This is a genomic window from Streptomyces sp. NPDC026522, from assembly GCF_055567555.1.
The window spans coordinates 15,082-34,009 of the sequence record NZ_JBVHQF010000005.1; the positions used below are offsets into that span (position 1 = coordinate 15,082).

An 18,928-nucleotide genomic window follows, 5' to 3' on the forward strand; every position below is an offset into this window, starting at 1 on the left:
CGGAGCACCCGCTCAGCAAGGAGCAGCGTCCGAATGCCGATCGATGCCGCGAAGGCCCTGGCCGCCGAACCCCGCCGGGGGGACATCGCCTGGGACCACAAGGACATCCAGCTCTACCACCTCGGCGTCGGCGCCGGCCGGCCCGCCACCGACCCCGACGAGCTGCGCTACACCCTGGAGTCCAAGCTCCACGTACTGCCCAGCTTCGCGACCGTCGCCGGCGCCGGGATGGCCATGCTGGGCGGCCTCGCCGCCCCCGGCATCGACGTCAACCTCGCCGCCGTCCTGCACGGCGGCCACAGCGTCGAGCTGCACCGCCCGATCCCCGTCAAGGGCCGGGCCACCTCCAGCTCCAAGGTCGCCGCCGTCTACGACAAGGGCAAGGCGGCGGTCATCGTGCTGCGCTCCGAGGTCGAGGACGCCGACGGGCCGCTGTGGACCAGCGACGCGCAGCTCTTCGTACGCGGCGAGGGCGGGTTCGGCGGCGAGCGCGGGCCCTCCGCCCGCGAGGACGCGCCCGACCGGGACCCCGACCGCACCGTCGAGCGGCACATCCGGGAGGACCAGGCGCTGCTCTACCGGCTCTCCGGCGACTGGAACCCGCTGCACGCCGACCCGGAGTTCGCCAAGCTCGCCGGTTTCGACCGGCCGATCCTGCACGGCCTGTGCTCGTACGGGATCACCCTCAAGGCCGTCGTCGACACCGTCCTGGCCGGGGACGTGTCCCGGGTCCGCGCCTACCGCACGCGCTTCGCCGGGATCGTCTTCCCGGGCGAGACCCTGCGCATCCGGATGTGGGAGGAGCCCGGCCGGGTGCGGGTGGCGGTGGCCGCCGTCGAACGCGACGACGCGCCCGTGCTCGCCGACACCGTCGTGGAACACGCGTAACCACAGGCCCGCCCACGTTCACGAACGAACCGAAGGAGCCGCACCGTGCGCGCAGCGCTGCAGAGCGAGATCGGCCAGGACAAGCTGGAGGTCGTCGAGGACATGGAGGCCGCGGGTTTCGGCCCCGGCAAGGTCAGGATCCGGATCAAGGCCACCGGCCTGTGCCACTCGGACCTGTCCGCGATGAGCGGCGTACTTCCGCAGCCCGCCCCCTTCGTCCCGGGCCACGAGGGCTCGGGCGAGATCACCGACGTCGGGGACGGCGTCACCCAGCTCAAGACCGGCGACCGGGTGCTGGTGTGCTGGCTGCCGCCGTGCGGCCACTGCCCCTCCTGCAAGCGCGGCCAGGGCCACCTGTGCCTGGAGGCCTTCGGGAACGTCGCCACCCCCAACTTCCGCCGCGCGGGCGGCGAGGTCTTCGGCTTCGCCGGTACCGGCACCTTCGCCGAGGAGGTCGTCGTCCCGGCCGGGTGCGCCGTGCCGATCCCCGACGACCTGCCGTACGACATCGCCGCCCTGATCGGCTGCGGCGTGACCACCGGGCTCGGCGCGGCGATCAACACCGCGAAGGTGGAGGCCGGCTCCTCGGTCGCGGTCATCGGCTGCGGCGGCGTCGGCATATCCGTCATCCAGGGCGCGAAGGTGCAGGGCGCGGCGCAGATCATCGCCGTCGACCCGGTCGCCTCGCGCCGCGAGGCGGCGCTGCGGTTCGGAGCGACGGAGGCGGTCGCGCCGGACGCCTTCGGCGACGCCAAGAACCGGATCACGGCCGGGGAGGGCTTCGACTACGTCTTCGAGGTGGTCGGCAAGTCCGCGACGACGCGGACCGCGTACGACATGACCCGGCGCGGCGGCTCCGTCGTGGTGGTCGGCGCGGGAGCGCTGGACGACGACTACTCCGTCAACATGTTCTCGCTGTTCTTCGACGAGAAGAAGATCCTGCCCTCGATGTACGGGGGCGGTGACGTGCTCCGCTCCTACGAGCGCACCATCGCGCTGTGGCGGGCCGGCCGGGTGGACCTGGCGGGCCTGATCACGCACCGGGTGCGGCTCGGGGAGATCAACGACGCCCTCGACCAGATGCGTACGGGCGTGGCCCTGCGCACCTGCATCGAACTCTGAGCGCGACGAGAGGAATGCGGTAGATGTCACTGCCACTTGAGGGGCTCAGCGCCATCGTGACCGGCGCGGGCCGCGGGCTCGGCCGGGCCGAGGCGATCGAGCTGGCGCGGCTCGGGGCGAGCGTGGTCGTCAACGACTTCGGGCAGCCCGGGCGCGACGGCTCCGGCGAGGCGTCGGCGGCCCCGGCGCAGGAGGTGGCCGACGAGATCCGGGCCGCGGGCGGGCAGGCGGTGGCGCACCTCGGTGACGTGGCCGACTTCGGGCAGGCGCGCGAGCTTGTCGAGCTGGCGGTCGAGAGCTTCGGCAAGCTCGACGTCCTGGTCAACAACGCGGGCATCCTGCGCGACCGGATGATCTTCTCCATGTCGGAGGAGGAGTGGGACTCGGTGATACGCGTCCACCTCAAGGGCCACTTCAACACCACCCACTTCGCCTCCGCGCACTGGCGGGAGCGGTCCAAGGCGGCGGGCGGCCCGGTCTACGGCCGGATCGTCAACACCTCCTCCGAGGCCTTCCTCGGCGGCAGCGCCGGCCAGCCGAACTACGCGGCGGCCAAGGGCGGCATCGTGGGCCTGACCACCTCGACCGCCCTGGCCATGGCCAAGTACGGGGTCACCGCCAACGCCATCTGCCCGCGCGCCCGTACCCGGATGACCGAGGACGTGTTCGCGGGCTTCCAGGAGCCGGAGGAGGGCAAGCTGGACGCCCTCGCCCCCGAGCACGTCGCACCGCTGGTCGGCTACCTGGCCTCACCGGCCGCCGCCAAGGCCAACGGGCAGCTGTTCGTGGTGCACGGCGGGATCGTGGTGGTGATGGAACGCCCCAAGGTGGCGGCGAAGTTCGACACCGCCAAGGAGGCGTTCGGCTTCGAGGAGCTCGACGCGCTCCTCACGTCCTACTACGACACGCGCCCGCCGAACGAGACCTTCGCGGCGGCAGAGGTCCTGGGCCTCAAGCACGACTGAGGGCTGTCCCGTAATCCGCGGCGGGTCAGCCGGGGATTACCGGACAGCCCTTGGGGCGTCCGGAGGGGCGCCGCGCGGCGCGGCCGGGGTGCGGATCCGCCGGACACCCCGGCCGCTGCGGCTCAGTTCAGCGGGGCCTGCTGGAGCGGAACCGGGCGCGGCGCCGTGGGCGGGGCGATCCGGACCGGCGGCGGCGGCGCCACCGGCTGGGCCAGGGTGACGATCCCGCACGGCACCTCCGGGGTGGCGTACGGAAGGCGGAGCACCCCCTGGGGCGTCCACAGCCCGGTGCCCAGCCAGCCCGCCGGGGCGGAGAGCCGGAACACGTGCCGGTCGGCCGGGCGCCACAGCGCGATGCCCTCCGGCACCCGTAGTGCCACCCCGCAGCTCTCCGGCATCAGCACCTGCCCCGGCTGCACCGCGAACGGCACCGCGTCCGCCGCCCGCAGGCACTCCGGGAACCGGACCGGGCGCTCGCTGCCGAGCACCCCCCAGCCCAGCCTGGGCTCGCCCGGCGCGTCCGAGCGGATCAGCAGCAGCCCGCTGTCCGGCTCGGCCAGCAGCAGTCGGTCGTCGCTGCCGTCCGCGATCTGGAGCAGCGGGGTGACCTGCCCGTCCCGGGCCAGGTCCACGGCCACCGCCTTGGTGCGGCCCGCCAGCTCGCGGTCCAGCGCCAGCAGCCGGCCCGCCCGGTCGAGCCAGACGCCGCCGGAGCAGCGGCCCGGGACGACGGCGGCCCGCCGGGGCCCGCCGGGGGCGCCGGCCACCTGCCAGAGCACCGTTTCCTCGGCGCCCACCGCCAGGGCGAAGGCGCCGTGCCCGTCCGGGGACGGCGGCAGCAGGAAGACCCGTACGTCCTGCGCCTCCCGCTCGATCGCGCCCAGCGGCAGCTCCCCGGTGCGCGGCCCGGCCCCGGCGCCGCCCGTCGGGTACAGCAGCGAGAAGGAGTGCCGGTCCGCGACCCGGCGGTGGATCAGCACCCGCCCGTCGGCCAGCGGCAGCACCTCGCTGTCCGCCTCCTCCGGCTGCGCGAGCGGCAGCGGCACCGCGTACGGCTCGGGCCCGTCAAGGGTCCAGCGCTCCGGGTACCGGGCCTGGCCGGCGCCGGCCAGCCGTGCGGCGTACGCCCCGTCCGCCGCGATCGTGAACGCGGCAGCCGTCGTCATCTCGATGGCACAGACAGTCATCCGTGCGTCACCTCCGGTGAGGAAGCTAGTTTTCGCACTTCCTGCCGAACAACACGACCTACCCGGCTTCACACATACGGGTGGCGGCGCGGCGGTTCAGGTGTGGCGCGGGGGGTGGTTGTGCTGTGCGGTGCCGTAGTCCCCCGGCACCGCGACCGGGGGCCGCCACGGACGGTAGCCTTGGCCCGTGCCCCGTCTCTCCGAAGTCATCGCCGCCCTCGACGCTCTCTGGCCCCCCGCGCGGGCCGAGCAGTGGGATGCCGTCGGCACCGTCTGTGGTGACCCCGACGCCGAAGTCACCCGGGTCCTGTTCGCCGTCGACCCCGTACGGGAGATCGTCGACGAAGCCGTCACGCTCGGCGCCGATCTGGTCGTCACCCACCACCCCCTCTACTTGCGCGGCACCACCACCGTCGAGGCGGGCACCTTCAAGGGCCGCGTCGTGCACACGCTGATCAAGAACGACATCGCGCTGCACGTCGCCCACACCAACGCCGACACCGCCGACCCCGGGGTCTCCGACGCCCTCGCCGGCGCCCTGGACCTGCGCGTCACCGGCCCCCTCGTGCCCGATCCCACCGACCCCGCGGGCCGCCGCGGCCTCGGCCGGATCTGCGAACTCGACCACCCCCAGACCCTGAGCGACTTCGCCGCCCGGGCCGCCGCCCGGCTGCCGCACACCGCGCAGGGCATCCGCGTCGCCGGCGACCCGGACGCGCTGATCCGCACCGTCGCGGTCAGCGGCGGCTCCGGCGACAGCCTGTTCGCGCAGGTCCGCGCGGCGGGCGTGGACGCCTTCCTCACCGCCGACCTGCGCCACCACCCCGCGTCCGAGGCCCGCGGGCAGAGCCCGCTCGCGCTCCTCGACGCCGCCCACTGGGCCACCGAGTGGCCCTGGTGCGAGCAGGCCGCCGCGCAGCTCGACGCGATCTCCGAGCGCCACGGCTGGGGTCTGCGTACCCACGTCTCGCGCACGGTCACCGACCCGTGGACGGCGCACGCGCCGTCCGTCACCTCACCCACCAACCCTGGAGCCCCCAACTGAACGCCGAGCCCGCCGACCAGATCCGACTTCTCGACGTCCAGGCCCTGGACGTCCGGCTGTCTCAGCTCGCCCACAAGCGCAAGTCGCTGCCCGAGCACGCCGAGGTCGACTCCCTGACCAAGGACCTCACCCAGCAGCGGGACCTGCTCGTCGCCGCCCAGACGCAGGCCAGCGACGCCGCCCGGGAGCAGACCAAGGCGGAGCAGGACGTCGACCAGGTCCGCCAGCGCGCGGCCCGCGACCAGGCGCGACTGGACTCCGGCGCGGGCATCTCGGCCCGGGACCTGGCGAACCTGCAGAGCGAGGTCGTCTCCCTCGCCAAGCGGCAGGGCGACCTGGAGGACGTGGTCCTGGAGGTCATGGAACGCCTGGAGGCCGCGCAGGCGCGCGTCACCGAACTGACCGAGCGGGTCTCCGGCCTGGAGGCGAAGCTCGCGGACGCCACCGCGCGCCGCGACGCCGCCACCGCCGAACTCGACGCCGAGGCCGCGGGCATCGCCAAGGACCGCGAGGTCATCGTCGCCTCGATGCCGGACGCGCTGATGGCCCTGTACGAGAAGATCCGCGTCAAGCAGGGCGGCGTCGGCGCCGCGCGCCTGTACCAGCGCCGCTGCGAGGGCTGCCGCCTGGAGCTCGACATGGCCGAGGTCAACGAGATCAAGGCCGCCGCCCGCGACCAGGTCGTACGCCACGACAACTGCGGCCGCATCCTGGTCCGTACGGCGGACTCGGGCATCTGATGTCGAGGCTGGTCCGGTTCGTCGTGGAGGCGGACGGCGGGTCCCGGGGCAACCCGGGGCCGGCCGGCTACGGCGCGGTGGTCCTCGACCCGGCCACGGGCGAGACGCTGGCCGAGCGCGCCGAGTACATCGGCGTCGCGACGAACAACGTGGCCGAGTACAAGGGGCTGATCGCCGGGCTGAAGGCCGCCCGCGAGCTGGCGCCGGACGCGGTGGTCCTCGTACGGATGGACTCCAAGCTCGTCGTCGAGCAGATGTCGGGCCGCTGGAAGATCAAGCACCCGGACATGAAGCCGCTGGCCGCCGAGGCGGCCACGATCCTGCCGCGCGCGCAGGTGACGTACGAGTGGATCCCGCGCGAGCGCAACAAGCACGCGGACCGGCTCGCGAACGAGGCGATGGACGCGGGCAAGCACGGTCGGCAGTGGGAGCCGTCGGCCTCCTCCGCCGCCCTGGACACCTCGGTGGCCCGCGCCCTGGCGACCCCGCCGCCCGCGGGGCCGCCCGGCGACGCCACGGCCGGAGCGGCCGCGGTCCGCGCGGCCCTCGCCGCCTCTTCCGGTACGCCGGCCCCCGCGGCGGGGGCCGAGCAGGCGGCGGACACCCTGGTCGCGGAGCCCGGCCCGGCCCCGGCGGTGCCGTCGGCCGGCTGGGGTCCCGACCTGGGTACCCCGGCCACCTTCGTGCTGCTGCGCCACGGCGAGACCGCGCTGACCCCGCAGAAGCGCTTCTCCGGCAGCGGCGGCACCGACCCCGAGCTGTCCCCGGCCGGCCGCCGCCAGGCCGCCGCGGTGGCCGGGGCGCTCGCCGCGCGGGGCACCGTCGAGGCCGTCGTCAGCTCCCCGCTGCGCCGCTGCCGGGAGACCGCGCAGGCCGTCGCGGACCGGCTCGGGCTGCCGGTCGTGGTCGAAGAGGGCCTGCGCGAAACGGACTTCGGCGCCTGGGAGGGGCTGACCTTCGCCGAGGTGCGGGAGCAGTTCCCGGACGACCTCCAGGCGTGGCTGGACTCCCCGAAGGCGGCCCCCTCGGGCGGCGGCGAGAGCTTCACCGCCGTCACCCGCCGGGTCACCGCCGCCCGCGACCGCCTGCTGACCGCGTACGCGGGCCGCACGGTCCTGCTGGTCACGCACGTCACCCCGGTCAAGACGCTGGTCCGGCTCGCGCTCGGCGCGCCCCCGGAGTCCCTGTTCAAGATGGAACTGTCGGCCGCCTCCCTCTCGGCGGTGGCCTACTACGCCGACGGCAACGCCTCGGTCCGGCTCCTGAACGACACCTCGCACCTGCGCTGAACCCCCGCAACGCCGGAGCCCCCGCCACAGATGTGGCGGGGGCTCCGGCTTACGTACGGCGAGGACAGACGAGCCGGCCTGTACGCCGGGTTCTGTCGCCCGGAGACCTCGCGGTCGCCGGGGAGACGGCCATCCATCTAGGACCGGCGTTGCCACCGGCCTCGTGCGGTCTACCCGCGAACTCGGGCGGGCAGCCCTCGGACGTTCGCGCAGGGCCGTCCGAGAACGACCCCTCTTGACCTTGCTCCGGGTGGGGTTTACCGAGCCGCCTGAGTCACCTCAGGCGCTGGTGGTCTCTTACACCACCGTTTCACCCTTACCGGGGACCGAAGCCCCCGGCGGTCTGTTTTCTGTGGCACTGTCCCGCGGGTCACCCCGGGTGGGCGTTACCCACCACCCTGCCCTGTGGAGCCCGGACGTTCCTCGGCGGGATCCGAAGACCCCGACGCGGCCGCCCGGCCGACTCGTCTGTCGTGCCGCCCATGGTACCGGCTGCGCCGTGCCGGCTTGACCTTGCCGCAGCGGCAGGCGGTACGGCACTAGCACCACATCGGCCTGCTCCCGGAACCGGCGCGGCGCGCCAACGGCTACCGCGTGCACACCGTGCGGGACGCCGTCCTGCTGGCCCGCGTACGCCGGCTCGGCGAACTCGGGCCCGGCTTGGACGAGGTCCGGGACGCCCTCGCCGACGACGCGGGGCGCGAGCTCGCCGAGATCCTGGCGGAGCTCGACGCGGACCTGGCCCGGCCGCAGGCCGAACTGGCCGAGCGCCGGCGCCGGCTCGCGGAACTGTCGGCCGGGGCCGCCCGGCCCGCGCTCGCCGGGCCGCTCGGCGCGGCGCCGCCGACGGACTCGCCCAGCGCCGCGCTCGACCGGGACCACCTGACGCTGCTTGACGCGACGGGCGCCGGGGGCGAGGCGCAGTACGCCGCACTCGGCCCGTTGGCCGCCGACCCGGCCGTGTCTAGGCCGGAGCGAAGAGGATTTTCGCGGTGCCGGGGTCGGCCCGGGTCAGCCGGACCCGGATGCGTTCGCCCAGCGGCAGCCGCGCCGTCGGGGACTCGACGCGGCCGATCACGGCCGGGTCCGCCAGGCAGACGGTGCCGACCAGCGGTTCGTGTTCCTTGACGTCGATCACCGTCGCCTCGAAGGTCTCGCCGACCCGGTCCTTGAGCAGGGCGGCCTCCACCAGGTCCACGCACTCGCGCTCGGCGGTGTTGGCCAGCCGGGTGCCCTCCGCCATCTCGTGCGGCAGCGCCTCCAGCGCGGCGACGGCCCACTCCGGCGGCTCGGCCCCGGCGGATGCCGCCGCGCACAGCTCCCCGGCGTACCGGTCGACGAGCCGGCGCAGCGGGGCGGTGCAGTGCGCGTACGGGGCGGCCACGGCGGCGTGCAGCAGCGGGTCGGGGGTCACGCCGGGGGTGAAGGGCGTGTACCCGGCGCCGCGCAGCAGGGTCGTGCACTCTTGGAGGAAGGCGGCGTGGGCGGGCCGGTTCGGGTCGAGGGAGCGGACGAGTTCCGCGTACGGAACGTGGTGGGGCCAGTCGATCCGCAGGGCCTTCGCGGCGCGCCGCAGCCGGCCGACCGCGCCGTCGGGGGCGCTCGGCAGGGTGCGCAGGATCCCGGTTCCGGCGGCGAGCATCAGGTCGGCGGCGGCCATGCCCGTCATCAGGGAGATCTGGGCGTTCCAGCCGTCCGCCGGGAGCGGGGCCCGGTAGGCGAGGGAGTACGAGCCGTCCTGCGCGACGACCTCCTGTTCGGGCACGGCCAGCGAGATGCCGCCGCGTTCCACCTCCAGGGCCTCGCGGAGGGTCCCGATGACCTTGAGCAGCGCCAGGGACTCGTCCGCCGTGCCGGAGTCGACGGCCCGCTGGACGGTGGCGTAGTCGAGCCTCGCCCGGCTGCGCACCAGTGCCCGGCGCACCTCGGCGCCCTCCACCCGGCCGTCGGCGTCCAGGTCGAGCCGCCACACCAGCGCCGGGCGGGTCCGGTCGGGCAGCAGGCTGGCCGCGCCCTCCGAGAGCACGGCCGGGTGCAGCGGGACCTTCCCGTCGGGGAAGTAGAGGGTGGTGACCCGGCGGTGGGCTTCGGCGTCGAGTGCGCCGCCGGGGGTGACGAAGGCGGCGACGTCGGCGATGGCGTAGTGCACGCGGTAGCCGCCGGAGGGACGGTTCGCCAGGTGCATGGCCTGGTCGAGGTCTACCGAGCCGGGCGGGTCGACGGTGAAGAAGGGGATGTCGGTCGCGTCGGCCGGCGGGAGCCGGGGGTGGGCGGCGGCCTGTTCCGCCTCGGCGAGCACGGCGGCGGGGAACCGCTCCGGCACGTTCAGCCCCGTCCGCAGTGCGCGCAGCGCGGCCCGCAGGGCAGCCCCGTCTGCGCCGGTCATGTGCAGGTGACGGCGTGGCATGGACCGAGCCTATGGGGGACGGGCCCGGGCTGCCCGTCGAGCCGCCGCGCGGGCGTTCGCAGCGGCCCGGCGGCGAGGTGCTCCGGCGGGCGGCCCGCGCCGCGCCGTCTACCCTGGGGCGCCGGGGGCCGCACCCCCCGCGCCGTGTCGTACCGAAGGAGAACCACCGTGCTCGTGCTGCTGCCGCCCTCCGAGGGAAAGGCCGCCGGGGGCTCCGGCGCACCGCTGGACCCGGGGGCGCTGTCCTTGCCGGGCCTGGCCGGGGCGCGGGCGGCCGTACTCGAAGAGCTGGTCGAGCTGTGCGCGGGCGACGAGACGAAGGCGCGCGAGGTGCTCGGCCTGAGCGAGGGGCTGCGGGGCGAGGTCGCCAAGAACGCGCAGCTGCGGTCGGCGGCCGCGCGGCCCGCCGGGGAGATCTACACCGGGGTGCTGTACGACGCCCTCGGCCTGGCCGGCCTTCCCGCCGGGGCGCGGGCGCTGGCCGAGCGGTCGCTGCTGGTGTTCTCCGGGCTGTGGGGCGCGGTGCGGATGACGGACCGGATCCCCTCCTACCGCTGCTCGATGGGCGTCAAGCTGCCCGGGCTCGGAGCGCTGGGGGCGTACTGGCGGGCGCCGATGGCGGAGGTCATGCCCGAGGCGGCGGGCGACGGCCTCGTCCTGGACCTGCGCTCTTCCGCGTACGCGTCCGCCTGGAAGCCGAAGGGGGAGCTCGCCGGGCGCACCGCGACCGTGCGGGTGCTGCACTCCCAGCTGGTCGACGGGGTGGAGAAGCGGTCGGTGGTGAGCCACTTCAACAAGGCGACGAAGGGCCGGCTGGTCCGGGACCTGCTGCTGGCGGGCGCGGTCCCGGGCAGCCCCGCCGAGCTGGTGGAGGCGCTGCGGGCGCTGGGGTACGTGGTGGAGGCGCAGGAGCCGGGCAAGCCCGCGAAGGCCTGGGCGCTGGACGTCGTGGTGACCCAGATCCACTGAGCCCGGATCCACTGGGCTTGAGCCGGATCCGCCGAGCCCGGATCCACTGGGCCGGATCCACGGGAGGTCCCGCGCTACCACAAGCGGTCGGTCAGCCCCGGATACAGCGGTACCCGCGCGCCGGTGAACACCGCGCGGGCGGCCGCCGGGTCCGGGCTGAAGAAGGCCGCCAGCACGGACTTGTCGAAACCGGGCCGGTCGCTCGGCAGCGGATCGGCCGGGGTGCCGCCCAGCAGGACCGTGCCGGGGAGGGGCTCGAAGCCGGCCGCCTCGTAGAACGGGGTCAGCTCCCGGTCACAGCTGAACAGGGCCAGGTCCACGCCCGGGTCGGCGGCCAGCACCTCGCGGGCCGCCGCGACCAGGCGGCTCCCGAGGCCCCGCCCGCGCAGGTCCGGCCGGGTCACCACCGCGCTGAGCCCGGCCGCGCGGTAGCTGCCGCCACCGAGCCGGATCTCCTTGTGCAGCAGCGTCAGACAGGCGGCCACCGCACCGGCCCCGCCCCCCTCCCGCAGCAGGACGGTGCGCGGGGCCAGCGCCGGGTCGTGGCCCGCCCGCGCGCCCGGCCAGGCCGCCGCCTCCAGAGCCCCGACCTGCGCGGCGAGCCCGGCCGGGAGCGCTCCGTACACGCCGATCACGCCACTGGGCCCGTCACGCGATGGCCACCGCCGTGCCGCCCACCCGTACCCGGGGGTCGCCGGGGCGCAGTTCCACCGTCAGGACGCCGGGGCGGCCCATGTCCTCGCCCTGCCGCAGGGTCAGCGTCGCGTCGTCCGGGACCAGCCCGAGTTCGCGCGCGTACGCCCCGAACGCGGCGGCCGCCGCCCCGGTGGCCGCGTCCTCGACGACGCCGCCGACCGGGAACGGGTCCCGTACGTGGAACAGCGCCGGCCCCTCCCGGTGCACCAGCTGGACCGTGGTGAGGTCCAGGCGGCGCATCAGCGCCTCCAGCCGGGCGAAGTCGTAGTCCAGGGCGGCGAGCCGGGCGCGGGTGGCGGCGCCGAGCACGAGGTGGCGGGCCCCGGCGTAGGCGATGCGCGGCGGGAAGGCCGGGTCGAGGTCGCCGGCCGGCCAGTCCAGCGCGGCCAGCGCCTCCGCGAGGTCCTCCGGCGATACGGCCTCGGTGTGCGGTTCGACGCTGGTCAGGACGGCCCGCAGGCCCCCGTCGGCCTCGGTCACCGAGACCGGCACGGTACCCGCCGGGGTCGCGAAGACGAGTTCGCCGGGTCCGATCCGCTCGCCCAGTGCCACGGCGGTGGCGACGGTGGCGTGGCCGCAGAAGGAGACCTCCGCCTTCGGGCTGAAGAACCGCAGCGTGAAGCCCCGTCCGGGCGCGGCGCCCAGGTCCTGCGGCGGGGCCGTCAGGAAGGCGGTCTCGCTGTAGCCCAGCTCCGCCGCGATCGCGAGCATCCGCGCGTCGTCCAGTGCGCTCGCGTCGAGCACGACCCCGGCGGGGTTGCCGCCCGCGGGGTCGGTGGCGAAGGCGGTGTAGCGCAGTACCGTCGGCTGTCCTGTCGTATCAGTCATGATCAGCCCAACTCCCGGGACTGCGGCGGGCATTCCCGCCGGCCCGGCAGCGCCCTCAGCCGCGCCCTCAGCCGCGCCCGATGTACGGCATGGCCGTCGCCATCACCGTCGCGAACTGCACGTTCGCCTCCAGCGGCAGCTCCGCCATGTGCACCACCGTGCGCGCCACGTCGGCCGCGTCCATCACCGGTTCGACGGCCAGCTGCCCGTTGGCCTGGAGGATGCCGTTCTGCATCCGCTCGGTCATCTCGGTCGCCGCGTTGCCGATGTCGATCTGCCCGCACGCGATCCGGTACGGGCGCCCGTCCAGCGACAGCGCCTTCGTCAGGCCCGTCATCGCGTGCTTGGTCGCGGTGTAGGCGATGGAGTGCGGGCGCGGCACGTGCGCCGAGATGGAGCCGTTGTTGATGATCCGGCCGCCCTGCGGGTCCTGCTGCTTCATGAGCCGGAACGCGGCCTGCGCGCAGAGGAAGGAGCCGGTCAGGTTGACGTCCACGACCGCGCGCCAGGCCTCGTACGTGATGTCCTCCAGCGGCACCCCGCCCGGGCCGAAGGTACCGGCGTTGTTGAAGAGCAGGTCGAGCCGCCCGTACCGGGCGCGGACGGTCTCGAAGAGGGCGTGCACCGCGTCCGGGTCGCTCACGTCGGCCGGTACGCACAGCACGTCGGCGCCGGACCCGGCCGCCTCGGCGGTCTCCGCCAGCGGCTGCGGGCGGCGTCCGGCCACGGCCACCGACCAGCCCGCGGTCGCCAGGGCGAGGGCGACGGAGCGGCCGATGCCGGAGCCGGCCCCGGTCACCACAGCGATCTTCTTCCCAGGTGCGTTCATGGGGCCGCAGGGTACGTCACACCGGACATGCGAACACGGACGTTCCGACAGCTGAGAGCATGGGCCGGTCAGGGGTGCGAAAACAGACGACGAGAGTGGAGTTCCGCATGCCGGAGAGAGCCCCCGGGACGGCCCGTGACCGCAAGCCGTCGTCCCCCGCGCACAGCTCCTCTCCCACGGCGCGCCGCACCGGCCTGCTGGTCACCTTCATACTCGGCGGGCTGACGGCGCTGCCACCGCTGTCCATGGACATGTACCTGCCCGCGCTGCCGCAGGTTACCTCCGCCCTGCACAGCCCGGCCGCCACGGTCCAGCTGACCCTCACCTCCTGCCTCGCCGGCATGGCGCTGGGCCAGCTCGTCATCGGCCCGATGAGCGACAAGTGGGGCCGCCGGCGGCCGCTGCTGACCGGCATGATCGTCTACGTGCTGGCCACCGCCGTCTGCGCGCTCGCCCCCAGCACCGAACTGCTCGTCGGCTTCCGGCTGGCCCAGGGCCTGGCGGGCGCGGCGGCGATCGTCATCGCCCGCGCCGTCGTGCGCGACCTCTACGACGGGGTCGAGATGGCCCGGTTCTTCTCCACCCTGATGCTCATCTCCGGCGCCGCCCCGATCATCGCCCCGCTCATCGGGGGCCAGGTGCTGCGCTTCGCCGACTGGCGCGGGGTCTTCGTCGTCCTCACCGTCGTCGGCACGGCCCTGACCCTGGTGGTGTGGCGCAGCCTGGGCGAGACGCTGCCGCCCGAGCGGCGCCACACCGGGGGCGTGGGCGCCGCCCTGCGGACGATGCGCGGGCTGCTCGGCGACCGGGTCTTCGCCGGGTACACGCTGGCCGGCGGCTTCGCGTTCGCGGTGCTGTTCTCGTACATCTCCGCCTCGCCGTTCGTGGTGCAGGAGATCTACGGGGCTTCGCCGCAGCAGTTCAGCCTGCTGTTCGGGCTGAACTCGGTCGGCCTGATAACGGTCGGCCAGATCAACGGCAAGCTGCTGGTGGGCCGGGTCAGCCTGGACAAGGTCCTGGCCTGCGGGCTCGCGGTCGTCATCGTGGACTCGGTCGCGCTGCTGCTGATGGCGGGCGGCGCGTTCGGGAAGGCCGGGCTGCTGCCGATGGCGGCCGGGCTGTTCGTGCTGATGTCGGCGATGGGCGTGCTGATGCCGAACACCAACGCGCAGGCGCTGATGCGTACGCCGCACGCCGCCGGATCGGCGTCGGCGCTGCTGGGCACCTCCTCGTTCCTGGTCGGTGCGGTCGCCTCGCCGCTGGTCGGGATCGCGGGGGAGGGGACGGCGGTGCCGATGGCGGTGGTCCAGCTCGCCTGCGCGCTGCTGGCGGCGGCCTGCTTCCTGGGGCTGTGCCGTCCGTGGCAGAGCCGGGAGCCGCTGGCGGCGGCCGGGGCGTAGCGGCGGCCGGGGCGCCCGCGCCGGGGTGTGGCCCAAGCGCCCGGGGCGCAGCCCGCGCCCGGCGCCGTAAACTTCCCAGGTGAACGCCTCCGCCGCCCTTCCCGCTTCCGGTCCCACCACCGCCGAGACCCTGCGCTCCGCGCTCGGCGGGCTGCTCGACGGGCTCCCGCCGAAGCAGGTCTCGGCCGCCGTCGAGCGGCTGATCGCCAACTACCGGGGCACGATCCCCACCGACGCGCCCGTGCTGCGCGACCGCTCGGACGTGGCGGCGTACGCGGCGTACCGGATGCCGGCCACCTTCGAAGCCGTGCGCGCCGCCCTGGACGCCCTGGCGGAGGCCGCGCCGCAGTGGACGCCGGGCTCCCACGTCGACGTGGGCGGCGGCACCGGCGCGGCGACCTGGGCGGTGGACGCCACCTGGGACGGTCCGCGCGGTACGACGGTGCTGGACTGGGCGGAGCCGGCGCTGGCCCTGGGCCGGGAACTGGCCTCCCGCTCCTCCTCGCCCGTACTGCGCGCGGCGGAGTGGCGGCGGGCGGTCATCGGCGCCGGGACCGCGCTCCCCGAGGCCGACCTGGTGACCGTGTCGTACGTGCTCGGTGAACTCACCGCGGAGGCCCGCCGGGCGGTCGTCGCCGAGGCGGCCCGGGCCGGCCGGGCGGTGGTGCTGATCGAGCCGGGCACCCCCGAGGGCTACCTGCGCATCCGCGAAGCCCGCGAGCAGCTGATCGAAGCAGGGCTGACGGTGGCCGCGCCGTGCCCGCACGACGGCGCCTGCCCGATCGAGACCGGCCAGGACTGGTGCCACTTCTCGGCGCGGGTCAGCCGTTCCTCGCTGCACCGGCAGATCAAGGGCGGCTCGCTGCCCTACGAGGACGAGAAGTTCAGCTACGTGGCCGCGACGCGGTTCCCCGTCGATCGGGCCGCCTCCCGGATCACGCGCAAGCCGCAGCTCCGCAAGGGGCTGGTGCTGCTGGACCTGTGCGGTCCGCCGGAGGACGGCCTGACCCGGGTCACCGTGACCAAGCGCCACGGTGACCTCTACAAGGCGGCGCGGGACGCCGACTGGGGCCGGGAGTGGCCGCCCTCCGCCTGAGCGGGGGTGCCGTCAGGGCCGCAGCTCCTGGGTGCAGCACTTGACGCTGCCGCCGCCCTTGAGCAGCTCGCCCAGGTCCATCGGGATCGGCTCGAAGCCCCGGTCGCGCAGGGGTGCGAGCAGGCCGGCCGCGGCCTGGGGCAGCAGCACGTGCAGGCCGTCGGAGACGGAGTTCAGGCCGAAGGCCGCGGCGTCCTCGGCGTCCACGATCAGCGCGTCGGGGAACAGCCGCCGCAGCACGGCCTGGCTGCCGGGCGAGAAGGCCGGCGGGTGGTACATGATCTCGTCGCCGTCCAGGACGCACAGGGCGGTGTCCAGGTGGTAGAAGCGCGGGTCCACCAGGTCGAGGCCGATGACGGGGCGGCCGAAGAACTCCTGGGCCTCGTCGTGCGAGAGCGGACTGGAGCGGTAGCCCCGGCCGGCCAGGATGTAGGTGGCGGTGACGGCGAAGTCGCCCTCGCCCTCGTTGATGTGGGACGGCTCGTGGATGTCCCGGAAGCCGTGGGCGCGGAACCACTCCAGGTGGATCTCCGCCTCGGCGGTGCGTTCCGGGTAGGCGAACCGGGCCCCGAGCACGCGGCCGTCGATGACCAGGGCGCCGTTCGCCGCGTAGACCATGTCGGGCAGTCCGGGATCGGGGACGAGGGTCTCGACGGTGTGGCCGAGGGAGCGGTAGCGGTCCCTCAGGTCTTCCCACTGGGCTTGGGCCAGGGGCAGGTCCACCGGTTTCGCGGGGTCCATCCACGGGTTGATGGAGTACGTGACCTTGAAGTGCGCGGGTGGGCACATCAGGTAGCGCCGGGGTGTGGCGTCTCTGCGCAAAGAAGGCTCCTCACGACTGACTCGCGGTACGTGCGCTGGGCGTGTGCAGAGAATCGTCTCTCCTCAAGGGGGACCGCGCAGTGAACTGATTGGGTGGTTTATCGGAATGACCGGAACCGGAAGCCGGTCCGGTACGCGTTGGTACGTTGAGGGCATGAGCAGGACTCCCCACGCAGCGACACCCCCGGCCAAGGCGCCCGGGGCCAAGGCGCCCGATCCGGCCCGGCGCAGCGACCGGTCCCGGCGGGCGATCCTGGCCGCCGCGCTCGCCCTCGTCGGGGAGGTCGGCTACGACAAGCTGACCATCGAGGCGATCGCCGCCCGCGCCGGGGTCGGCAAGCAGACCATCTACCGCTGGTGGCCCTCGAAGGCGGCCGTGCTGCTCGACGCCTCCCTGACGCTGGCCGGGGACCCGTCCGAGGGGGCCGCCCGGCCGGGGCTCCCGGACACCGGCGATCTGGCCGCCGACCTGAAAGCGGTGCTGCGGGCCACGGTGGACGAGTTCAACGACCCGGCCCGCGACGCCCCCCTGCGCGCGCTGACCGCCGCCGGGGCGAACGACCCGGAGCTGGGGGCGCGCTTCACCGAGCGGCTGCTGGCCCCCCAGCTCGCCCTGTACGAGGCCAGGTTGCGCAGTGCGCGGGCGGCGGGGCAGCTGGCGGGCGGAGCGGATCTGCGGCTGATGACGGAGCTGCTGCTCGGCCCCCTGACGTACCGCTGGCTGCTGCGGACGGCTCCCCTGACGCACGCGTTCACGGACGCGCTGGTGGACGCGGTGCTGGGCACTGCGCTGGAGGCCGGGGGTCGGCCCGCCCGGCCTGCGTGACCGAGAACATATGGCCTAAATCTGCCGTTATGCGCGCCCGGTCCCGGGGGTGCGGTCACCCGGCGCCCCGGAGGGTGGGACCATGGGAAGGTCCGCCGGGGGCAACGGTGAGGTGAGGGGATAGATGGGGTCCGAGTCCGGCCGCGTCAAACGCGGCGAGCAGAGCAGGATTTCCCAGTGGTTGCGCCGCCGCGCGAAACCGGCTCCCGAAGACCCGGGCAGGGAACGCGAGGCCCTCCTGCTGGCCATCGCCGCCGCCGGCCTCCCGATAGCCCCCGCCGCCCACCCCGCCGGCTACCGATGTTCCTGCGACCGCATCGGCTGTCCCACGCCCGCGCGGCACCCGGTCTCCTTCGCCTGGCAGACCCAGGCGACCACCGACCGGGCACAGGTCGAACGCTGGGCGCGCAACGAGCCCCACGCCAACTTCATCACCGCGACCGGCATGGTCCACGACGTCCTGGACGTCCCGCTGGACGCCGGCCGCGACGCCCTGGCCCGCCTGCTGGCCTCAGGCGTGGACGTCGGCCCGGTGGCCGAGTCCGGCGGTACGGGCGACCAGGCCCGCATGCTGTTCTTCACGGCGACCCGGGGGACGCCGGAGGACGAGGACGAGTGGTGGCCCTGCGCGCTGGACTGCCACCCCGAGACGATGGACGAACACCCGGGCCTGCGCTGGCACTGCCGCGGCAGCTACGTCCTCGTCCCGCCGGCCGCCCTCCCGGGTGAGCAGGCCGTCGTATGGCTGCGCGGGGTGGAACACCCGCTGCCGGACCCGCTGACGCTGCTCGAAACCCTGACCGACGCCTGCGCCCTGTACGCGGGGACCTCCGACCGGACCCCCGCCGCCGTGGCCTGGCCCCTGGGCCGCTGACCGGCGCGAACGACGACGGGCCGGACGACCGCTGTCGTCCGGCCCGCTTGCTCTTCCCGCTGTTTCCGGTTGCGCGGTCGCCGTCAGGCCTGCGCGTCGGCGGGAGCGGCCGCCGGCTGCCGGTCCGCGGGCTTGCCGCGGCCCTTGGCGCCCAGCGGCACCAGGAACAGGCTCAGCACCACGAGCAGGTACAGCACCCACACCACGAGCTGGAGCACGGTCGGGTCCGGCTGGAAGTTGAGCGTCCCCTTCAGCAGGGTCCCGTACCAGCTGTCCGGCGGGACCGTCTCGCTGATGTCGAACGCCTTCGACCCGATGCCGGGCAGGAACGCGGCCTCCTGGAGGTCGTGGATCCCGTACGCCAGCACGCCCGCCGCGACCACGACCAGCATGCCGCCGGTCCAGGTGAAGAACTTGGCGAGGTTGATGCTCAGGGCGCCCCGGTAGAAAAGCCAGCCCAGCAGTACCGAGGAGCCGATGCCCAGCAGTACGCCGGTCAGCGGGCCGGCGCCGTCACCGGCCGCCTTCACCGAGCGCCACACGAACAGGGACGTCTCCAGGCCCTCGCGGCCCACGGCGAGGAACGCCGTCGTGACCAGCGCGCCGGTGCCCATGGCGAGCGCCGCGTCGAGCTTCCCGTGGAGTTCCGCCTTCAGGTGCCGCGCGGTGCGCTTCATCCAGAAGACCATCCAGGTCACCAGGCCCACCGCGATCACCGACAGGGACCCGCCGATCGCCTCCTGCGCCTCGAACGTCAGCTGCTGCGTGCCGAATTCCAGGGCCGCGCCGAAGCCGAGGCTGAGCGCGGCCGCCAGGCCGACGCCCAGCCACAGCGGCCCGAGCTTGTCCTTGTGGCCGGTCTTCACCAGGTAGGCGATGAGGATGCAGACGACGAGGCTGGCCTCCAGCCCCTCGCGCAGACCGATCAGATAGTTGCTGAACACG

Annotated in this window: 18 protein-coding genes, 1 other RNA gene and 1 pseudogene; 12 read left to right on the forward strand and 8 right to left on the reverse strand. The window is 74.4% G+C overall.

Features of this window, described 5'->3' with window-relative positions; genetic code table 11:
* Positions 1-33 precede the first annotated feature (33 nt).
* From ACZ4M3_RS14140 to ACZ4M3_RS14150, 3 genes are read left to right on the forward strand one after another with little or no spacing between them, the layout of a single operon-like run.
* Positions 34-888 carry a MaoC/PaaZ C-terminal domain-containing protein gene (locus tag ACZ4M3_RS14140; protein WP_467732296.1) on the forward strand — a complete coding sequence of 285 codons (855 nt, stop codon included), beginning with the start codon at positions 34-36 and terminating at the stop codon, positions 886-888.
* Positions 889-933: 45 nt separating this feature from the next.
* Positions 934-2,010, forward strand: a complete 1,077-nt coding sequence (locus ACZ4M3_RS14145; protein ID WP_467732298.1) for a Zn-dependent alcohol dehydrogenase — start codon at positions 934-936, stop codon at positions 2,008-2,010.
* 23 nt (positions 2,011-2,033) lie between these two features.
* Positions 2,034-2,975 carry a 3-oxoacyl-ACP reductase gene (locus ACZ4M3_RS14150; protein ID WP_467732300.1) on the forward strand — a complete coding sequence of 314 codons (942 nt, stop codon included), beginning with the start codon at positions 2,034-2,036 and terminating at the stop codon, positions 2,973-2,975.
* 122 nt (positions 2,976-3,097) lie between these two features.
* Here ACZ4M3_RS14150 and ACZ4M3_RS14155 read toward each other — a convergent pair whose 3' ends face one another.
* The gene (locus ACZ4M3_RS14155) at positions 3,098-4,162 is read right to left on the reverse strand and encodes a hypothetical protein (RefSeq protein WP_467732302.1); all 1,065 of its coding nucleotides are present in this window, start codon (positions 4,160-4,162) and stop codon (positions 3,098-3,100) included.
* A 187-nt stretch (positions 4,163-4,349) separates the two neighbouring features.
* On the opposite strand from ACZ4M3_RS14155, the gene ACZ4M3_RS14160 reads away from it, so the two are divergent.
* The 3 genes from ACZ4M3_RS14160 to ACZ4M3_RS14170 are packed head-to-tail and all read left to right on the forward strand — an operon-like array spanning position 4,350 to position 7,236.
* Positions 4,350-5,207 (forward strand): Nif3-like dinuclear metal center hexameric protein, encoded by an 858-nt coding sequence (locus ACZ4M3_RS14160; RefSeq protein WP_467732304.1) that lies wholly within the window; start codon positions 4,350-4,352, stop codon positions 5,205-5,207.
* Positions 5,204-5,947, forward strand: a complete 744-nt coding sequence (locus ACZ4M3_RS14165) for a zinc ribbon domain-containing protein (RefSeq protein WP_467733083.1) — start codon at positions 5,204-5,206, stop codon at positions 5,945-5,947. Before ACZ4M3_RS14160 ends, ACZ4M3_RS14165 begins: the two co-directional genes overlap by 4 nt.
* Positions 5,947-7,236, forward strand: coding sequence for a bifunctional RNase H/acid phosphatase (locus ACZ4M3_RS14170; protein ID WP_467732306.1), 1,290 nt, complete (start codon positions 5,947-5,949; stop codon positions 7,234-7,236). The genes ACZ4M3_RS14165 and ACZ4M3_RS14170 overlap by 1 nt, the downstream gene beginning before the upstream one ends.
* Positions 7,237-7,301: 65 nt before the next feature.
* On the opposite strand, the gene rnpB is transcribed toward ACZ4M3_RS14170, so the two are convergent.
* Positions 7,302-7,703, reverse strand: an RNA gene (gene rnpB / locus ACZ4M3_RS14175) — RNase P RNA component class A.
* 76 nt (positions 7,704-7,779) lie between these two features.
* On the opposite strand from rnpB, the pseudogene ACZ4M3_RS14180 reads away from it, so the two are divergent.
* A pseudogene (locus ACZ4M3_RS14180) lies at positions 7,780-8,199 on the forward strand (helix-turn-helix domain-containing protein); the annotation flags it as partial.
* 1 nt (position 8,200) lies between these two features.
* Here the strand turns inward: ACZ4M3_RS14180 and ACZ4M3_RS14185 are convergent.
* The gene (locus ACZ4M3_RS14185; protein ID WP_467732308.1) at positions 8,201-9,643 is read right to left on the reverse strand and encodes an RNB domain-containing ribonuclease; all 1,443 of its coding nucleotides are present in this window, start codon (positions 9,641-9,643) and stop codon (positions 8,201-8,203) included.
* A 168-nt stretch (positions 9,644-9,811) separates the two neighbouring features.
* Here ACZ4M3_RS14185 and yaaA point away from each other — a divergent pair, with 168 nt between their 5' ends.
* A complete protein-coding gene (gene yaaA / locus ACZ4M3_RS14190; RefSeq protein ID WP_467732310.1) occupies positions 9,812-10,612 on the forward strand; it encodes a peroxide stress protein YaaA in 801 nt (266 codons plus the stop codon).
* 74 nt (positions 10,613-10,686) lie between these two features.
* Here yaaA and ACZ4M3_RS14195 read toward each other — a convergent pair whose 3' ends face one another.
* From ACZ4M3_RS14195 to ACZ4M3_RS14205, 3 genes are all read right to left on the reverse strand, one after another.
* Positions 10,687-11,238 carry a GNAT family N-acetyltransferase gene (locus tag ACZ4M3_RS14195; protein ID WP_467732312.1) on the reverse strand — a complete coding sequence of 184 codons (552 nt, stop codon included), beginning with the start codon at positions 11,236-11,238 and terminating at the stop codon, positions 10,687-10,689.
* A gap of 22 nt (positions 11,239-11,260) precedes the next feature.
* Positions 11,261-12,136 (reverse strand): PhzF family phenazine biosynthesis protein, encoded by an 876-nt coding sequence (locus tag ACZ4M3_RS14200; RefSeq protein WP_467732314.1) that lies wholly within the window; start codon positions 12,134-12,136, stop codon positions 11,261-11,263.
* Positions 12,137-12,203: 67 nt separating this feature from the next.
* Positions 12,204-12,965, reverse strand: coding sequence for an SDR family oxidoreductase (locus ACZ4M3_RS14205; RefSeq protein ID WP_467732316.1), 762 nt, complete (start codon positions 12,963-12,965; stop codon positions 12,204-12,206).
* A gap of 107 nt (positions 12,966-13,072) precedes the next feature.
* On the opposite strand from ACZ4M3_RS14205, the gene ACZ4M3_RS14210 reads away from it, so the two are divergent.
* Together ACZ4M3_RS14210 and ACZ4M3_RS14215 are read left to right on the forward strand one after the other, a co-directional pair.
* Positions 13,073-14,365, forward strand: a complete 1,293-nt coding sequence (locus tag ACZ4M3_RS14210) for a multidrug effflux MFS transporter (RefSeq protein WP_467732318.1) — start codon at positions 13,073-13,075, stop codon at positions 14,363-14,365.
* Positions 14,366-14,444: 79 nt separating this feature from the next.
* Entirely contained in the window at positions 14,445-15,461 is a 1,017-nt protein-coding gene (locus tag ACZ4M3_RS14215) for a small ribosomal subunit Rsm22 family protein (RefSeq protein ID WP_467732320.1), read from the forward strand.
* A 12-nt stretch (positions 15,462-15,473) separates the two neighbouring features.
* Here ACZ4M3_RS14215 and ddaH read toward each other — a convergent pair whose 3' ends face one another.
* The gene (gene ddaH, locus ACZ4M3_RS14220) at positions 15,474-16,337 is read right to left on the reverse strand and encodes a dimethylargininase (protein ID WP_467733085.1); all 864 of its coding nucleotides are present in this window, start codon (positions 16,335-16,337) and stop codon (positions 15,474-15,476) included.
* A gap of 100 nt (positions 16,338-16,437) precedes the next feature.
* On the opposite strand from ddaH, the gene ACZ4M3_RS14225 reads away from it, so the two are divergent.
* The gene (locus ACZ4M3_RS14225; protein ID WP_467732322.1) at positions 16,438-17,109 is read left to right on the forward strand and encodes a TetR/AcrR family transcriptional regulator; all 672 of its coding nucleotides are present in this window, start codon (positions 16,438-16,440) and stop codon (positions 17,107-17,109) included.
* Between the two features lie 124 nt (positions 17,110-17,233).
* Positions 17,234-17,983, forward strand: a complete 750-nt coding sequence (locus ACZ4M3_RS14230) for a bifunctional DNA primase/polymerase (protein ID WP_467732324.1) — start codon at positions 17,234-17,236, stop codon at positions 17,981-17,983.
* Between the two features lie 83 nt (positions 17,984-18,066).
* Here the strand turns inward: ACZ4M3_RS14230 and efeU are convergent, their stop codons facing one another.
* Positions 18,067-18,927 (reverse strand): iron uptake transporter permease EfeU, encoded by an 861-nt coding sequence (gene efeU, locus ACZ4M3_RS14235; protein ID WP_467732326.1) that lies wholly within the window; start codon positions 18,925-18,927, stop codon positions 18,067-18,069.
* Position 18,928 lies beyond the last annotated feature (1 nt).

Excerpts from the sequence above, each read along its gene's own strand:
- ACZ4M3_RS14140 (WP_467732296.1), top strand. The coding sequence starts at position 34 with ATGCCGATCGATGCCGCGAAGGCCCTGGCCGCCGAACCCCGCCGGGGG.
- ACZ4M3_RS14150 (WP_467732300.1), top strand. The coding sequence starts at position 2,034 with ATGTCACTGCCACTTGAGGGGCTCAGCGCCATCGTGACCGGCGCGGGC.
- ACZ4M3_RS14155 (WP_467732302.1), bottom strand. The coding sequence starts at position 4,162 with ATGACTGTCTGTGCCATCGAGATGACGACGGCTGCCGCGTTCACGATC.
- ACZ4M3_RS14170 (WP_467732306.1), top strand. The coding sequence starts at position 5,947 with ATGTCGAGGCTGGTCCGGTTCGTCGTGGAGGCGGACGGCGGGTCCCGG.
- ACZ4M3_RS14185 (WP_467732308.1), bottom strand. The coding sequence starts at position 9,643 with ATGCCACGCCGTCACCTGCACATGACCGGCGCAGACGGGGCTGCCCTG.
- ACZ4M3_RS14200 (WP_467732314.1), bottom strand. The coding sequence starts at position 12,136 with ATGACTGATACGACAGGACAGCCGACGGTACTGCGCTACACCGCCTTC.
- ACZ4M3_RS14205 (WP_467732316.1), bottom strand. The coding sequence starts at position 12,965 with ATGAACGCACCTGGGAAGAAGATCGCTGTGGTGACCGGGGCCGGCTCC.
- ACZ4M3_RS14210 (WP_467732318.1), top strand. The coding sequence starts at position 13,073 with ATGCCGGAGAGAGCCCCCGGGACGGCCCGTGACCGCAAGCCGTCGTCC.
- ACZ4M3_RS14225 (WP_467732322.1), top strand. The coding sequence starts at position 16,438 with ATGAGCAGGACTCCCCACGCAGCGACACCCCCGGCCAAGGCGCCCGGG.
- ACZ4M3_RS14230 (WP_467732324.1), top strand. The coding sequence starts at position 17,234 with ATGGGGTCCGAGTCCGGCCGCGTCAAACGCGGCGAGCAGAGCAGGATT.